Annotated in this window: 5 protein-coding genes; all 5 read right to left on the reverse strand. The window is 56.4% G+C overall.

The genetic code is table 11. The features are described from left to right. The coding region (locus HA48_RS21615) for an MFS transporter (protein WP_139807999.1) at positions 1-789 on the reverse strand (789 nt) is incomplete at its 3' end. A gap of 176 nt (positions 790-965) precedes the next feature. After that, positions 966-1,961, reverse strand: coding sequence for a glycine betaine/L-proline ABC transporter substrate-binding protein ProX (gene proX / locus HA48_RS21620; RefSeq protein ID WP_128603148.1), 996 nt, complete (start codon positions 1,959-1,961; stop codon positions 966-968). Between the two features lie 63 nt (positions 1,962-2,024). Further along, entirely contained in the window at positions 2,025-3,179 is a 1,155-nt protein-coding gene (gene proW / locus HA48_RS21625; RefSeq protein WP_128603149.1) for a glycine betaine/L-proline ABC transporter permease ProW, read from the reverse strand. After that, positions 3,176-4,372, reverse strand: a complete 1,197-nt coding sequence (gene proV, locus HA48_RS21630; protein WP_128603150.1) for a glycine betaine/L-proline ABC transporter ATP-binding protein ProV — start codon at positions 4,370-4,372, stop codon at positions 3,176-3,178. Before proV ends, proW begins: the two co-directional genes overlap by 4 nt. 67 nt (positions 4,373-4,439) lie before the next feature. After that, positions 4,440-4,792 (reverse strand): hypothetical protein (locus HA48_RS22310; RefSeq protein ID WP_208613169.1); only part of this gene is annotated, 353 nt, incomplete at its 5' end.

Here is a 4,792-nt window from a genome sequence, read left to right on the forward strand (position 1 = left end):
GGCCAGCGCTCCGGCAGCGCCCACCAGCCCAAGCAGGCCAATTTCGCCCTCACTGAAGTTATTGGGCGGTGCTGCCAGCAGAAAGGCCATTGAGGTCCAGAGCATGCTGAAGTTGGCAAAGCTCAGGCAGCCGGTAAGGGCGCGCGTACGCAATACGCGGTTGCCGGCATAGAGACTAAAAATGGAACGCAGCAGTTGCGGGTAGTTAAGCGGAACGGCCTGTTTGTAGCGCGGCAGATAGCGCCACAGCGCCAGCGCCATCAGAATCATCAGGGCGCTGGCCGTCCAGTACACGCTACGCCAACCGCCAAACTGCGCCAGCGCACCGGCAACCGTGCGCGCCAGTAGAATCCCGAGCAGCAGGCCGCTCATCACCGTACCCACCACTTTGCCGCGTTTTTCCGGTGCCGCCAGCGTGGCAGCAAGCGGCACCAGGATCTGCGCCACCACGGAAAACAGGCCGGTGATAACAGTACCAAGCAGCATCACTGGCAGTGAAGAGGAGAGCGCCGTGACAATCATGCCACCGGCAGCCAGCAGACTCATTGAGACGATTAACCCCCGACGCTCCAGCATATCGCCCAGCGGTACCAGCAGCAGTAATCCGCAGGCGTAGCCCAGCTGCGCCGTCGTCACGATAAAGCCGGCAAGGCTGACGGAGAGGCTAAACTGGTGCGCAATGGTATCCAGCAGCGGCTGCACATAGTAGTTGCTGGCGACGGCCAGGCCGGTCGCAACGGACATCAGCGCAACCAGCGCGGGATTGAGTTCCTGACGGGAAGCATTCATGGCGGGAGAAGAGGGTAAATAATCATATATGGGTAATAGTAACCCAAAAAATTATTTCATTGTTGTGTTAATTAACAGGACGTACCAGTGCGCTATAACGCACGCTTCGCTTATCTGCGGCGGAAACAGTGCGGGCGACCCGAAAGCCGCCCGCTGACAACGTAAGACGATGGCGCTTATTTCGCGGCGGCCAGGGCGTCATTGATCCACTTATCAAACTCCGCCTGATGACCTTTGATCCAGCCATCCACGTGACGGTTGATATCCGCTTCAGATGCCTGACCCGCATGCATGGCCGCATTCTCCGCGTTGATATCCGTAATCGGCAGCTTCATCTCCGCAAACAGCTTCGCGGCGGCCGGGTTTTTTTCTGCCCAGGCTCTGTTGGCGACGATGTGCATGGTGTTCACCGGGAAGCCATAGTTCGCGCCGTTTGCCAGTTTGGTATCCACTTTGCTCTGTTCGCCAGGCAGGGAGGAGAACGGCACCTGCAGCCAGACTACGTCACGGCCCGGTTTCAGCACATCGCTCAGCCAGTAAGGCGTCCAGGTGTAGTAGAGAATCGGTTTACCCTGCTTGTAGCGCGCCAGCGTATCGGCCACCATCGCCGAGTAGTTACCCATATTGGCGGTAACCGTATCGGCCAGACCAAACGCGCTGTTCTGGTGATTAATCACCGCTTCGCAGCCCCAGCCCGGCGTACAGCCGGTCATGTCCGCTTTACCATCCCCGTTGCTATCGAACAGTTTGGCAATCTTTGGATCTTTCAGCTGTTCAATGTTAGTGATGTGGTATTTTTCGGCGGTTTTCTTGTCAATCAGGTAACCCTGCGCAGCGCCGGTAACAAAGGTGCCTTCGCGATAAAACTTCGCGTCACCGCCGGCCGCTTTGAACATATCGTCATGCAGCGGCTGCCAGTTAACGGCGGTGAAAGTGGCATCGCCAGAGGCAATTGAGGTGTAAGCCACGTTGTAATCGACTTCACTCGGTTTCTCCACGCTATAGCCGAGTTTCTCCAGCGCGCGGCTGACAATCAGCGTCTGGAAGGTCTCTTCAGCGATGGTGCTTTGCAGCGGTTTTACCGTAATGCCTTTACCCGGCAGGTCGGCGGCGGACACGTGCGTCGCGGCGAACGTCGTCAGGACGGCGGCGAATAGTGCTGTCTTGCGCATAGTCATTCCTTATTTTACGTGTGACGTCGGAGACGGGCGGTCACGGCGGACCGCCCCAAAAAATCAGGCTCTCTTACTGAACGGACGCAGCAGCAGGCCAACCGGACCGGTGTTGTACCAGTGACGGCTACCGCGGCTGCGGCTATCGCGACCGACAGACTGCGTGAGGCGGTCGAGGATAATGGCGAGGATCACAATGCCGACGCCGCCAACGGTGGCCAGCCCCATGTCGAGGCGGCCAATGCCGCGCAGCACCATTTGGCCCAGCCCGCCGACCGCGATCATGGAGGCGATAACCACCATTGACAGCGCCAGCATCAGCGTCTGGTTAACCCCGGCCATGATGGTCGGCATCGCCAGCGGCAGCTGGACCTTAAACAGCATCTGACGCGGGCTGGCGCCGAAGGACTCGCTGGCTTCTATCAGGTCAGCGGGCACCTGTTTAATACCAAGAATGGTGAGGCGCACAATCGGCGGCAGCGCAAAGATGATGGTCACCACCACGCCCGGCACGTTGCCGATACCAAACAGCATCACAATCGGTACCAGATAAACAAAGGCGGGGGTGGTCTGCATCGCATCCAGCAGTGGACGGACGATACGCGCGGCACGCTCGCTGCGCGCCAGCCAGATACCCAGCGGCAGGCCAATGACAATACAGAACAGCAGGGCAGTGAGCACCAGCGCCAGCGTTACCATGGCCTGCGACCATGCGCCAATCGCGCCGATCGCAATCAGCGAAACCAGCGTGGCAATGCCCATCGCCGGGGTCGCTATCTGCCAGGCAATCAGCGCGAACAGCACAATCGCCACCGGCGCCGGCATGCCCAGCAGCAGCTGCTGGAACGCGCCCAGGATGTAATCCACCGGTACGCGAATCCCCTGGAACACCGGACGAAAGTGGTTTACCACCCAGTCGATGCCCTCGGTCACCCAGCTGTCGAGCGGAATCCAGGTTTTATGGAACGGGTCCATGATAGTGAAATGTTCTGGTGCTGGCGCTGGTGCACTGTTGAGCCAGTCGCTACTGCCGGCCGCATCATGACCGCCGCTGGCAGCAGCGGGATCGCCCCAGGCATCTGCGCCACCGGTGCTGCTCTCCGCAGGCGTGGCTGAAGCGGCGCCTGACCAGGGATCGGCGGCGCGGGCATCAGGCGTGGTTGTTTGCGGTGCGCTCTGGCTGGCGCTATCCCATGGATTGGCGGTTTGTTCACTCATGGCTGGGCTCCTTCACGGTCTAACGCACGCAGTAACATGCTCTTGGAAATGATACCGACGTACTGATTGTCTTCGCCGACCACCGGTACGGCGCACGGCGCCTGTGCCACATGGGAGAGCAAATCATTCAGTGAAGTATCAGCAGGCACCGCCTGCGGGGCTTCCAGCAGCGCGCTATCCAGTCCGGCGCCGGCGGCCAGCGCTGCTTTCAGCGAATCGCTGGAGACCACGCCAACAAACTTCTGTTTTTCCAGCACATAGCCAAACTCACGGTCTTCATCCTGCAGCAGCTTAATGGCAGAGCGCGGACCAAAGCCGGGCGCTTTACGGATCAGCGCTCCGGCACTGCGGCGCGCAATATCTTTAGCGCTGAAGACATGGCTGATATCCACACCGCGGAAGAAGGTACGGACATAATCATTCGCGGGATTGTTGAGGATCTCATCAGGCGTACCAACCTGAACCACTTCGCCGCCCTGCATAATGGCAATGCGATCGCCAATACGCATGGCTTCGTCAAGATCGTGAGAAATAAAGACAATGGTGCGCTGATGTTTTGCCTGCAGCTTTACCAGCTCATCCTGCATTTCGGTACGAATTAAGGGATCCAGAGCGGAGAATGCTTCATCCATCAGTAAAATATCGGGATTAATTGCCAGCGCACGGGCTAATCCAACACGCTGACGCATACCGCCGGAAAGTTCATCCGGATAAGCGTTGGCATAATTTTCCAGCCCCACCTGACGCAGTGCCTCAAGGGCTTTTTCCTGACGCTCCTGAAGCGGCGTGCCGGCTAATTCCATCCCAAAAGCGGTATTATTCAGTACCGTCATATGTGGCATAAGCGCGAAGGATTGAAATACCATGCTGATCTTATTTCTTCGCACTTCACGCAGTTCGCTATCGGATATTTTGGCAATATCGATACCATCAATAATCACCTGGCCCCGCGTGGGCTCTATCAGACGATTGAGAAGGCGAACCATGGTGGACTTTCCTGATCCTGACAGCCCCATGATGACGAATATCTCGCCTTCTTCAATGGCCAGACTGGCATTTTTTACGCCCACCGAGAGACCGGTTTTCGCCAGAATTGTCTCTTTGCTTGCGCCTTGCTCAATGAGCTTAAATGCCTTTTCCGGGTGATCGCCAAATACTTTATATAAATTTTTAACTTCGAGTTTAATTGCCATGCAATAATTACATTCCTGGTTAAATGTTTAACTATTTCTTGTTGTACCCTGATTAAATTTAAGCGCCCTATAACCTAACATAGTGAGAGTGTCTGACAACCCTTGCACGGAATATTCCCGGCGAATACACCCGGACTATTGCCGCTAATTCCAGAGCCCACAAGGGATGAGGGCGGATCAATTTTTTCTGAATTTTTTGTGAAATTTGGCAGGTTTCAGTCAAATTGCTGAGTGAGAGGCGGATAAATCGCGCTTTAATGGTGCCGATATTAATTAAATAGCGGGCGCCAAGTGTTGGAAATATTAAGCAGGTTAACGTGGCAATAAGGCGGGATGAAACAGTAATATTACTTCTGTAGTTGCGAAATCCTGGAGAGCGCGAGGCGTTATCACGTCCAGCATTCGGAGTGGCGACCCGCC

The organism is Pantoea wallisii, from assembly GCF_002095485.1.
GTDB lineage: Bacteria > Pseudomonadota > Gammaproteobacteria > Enterobacterales > Enterobacteriaceae > Pantoea > Pantoea wallisii.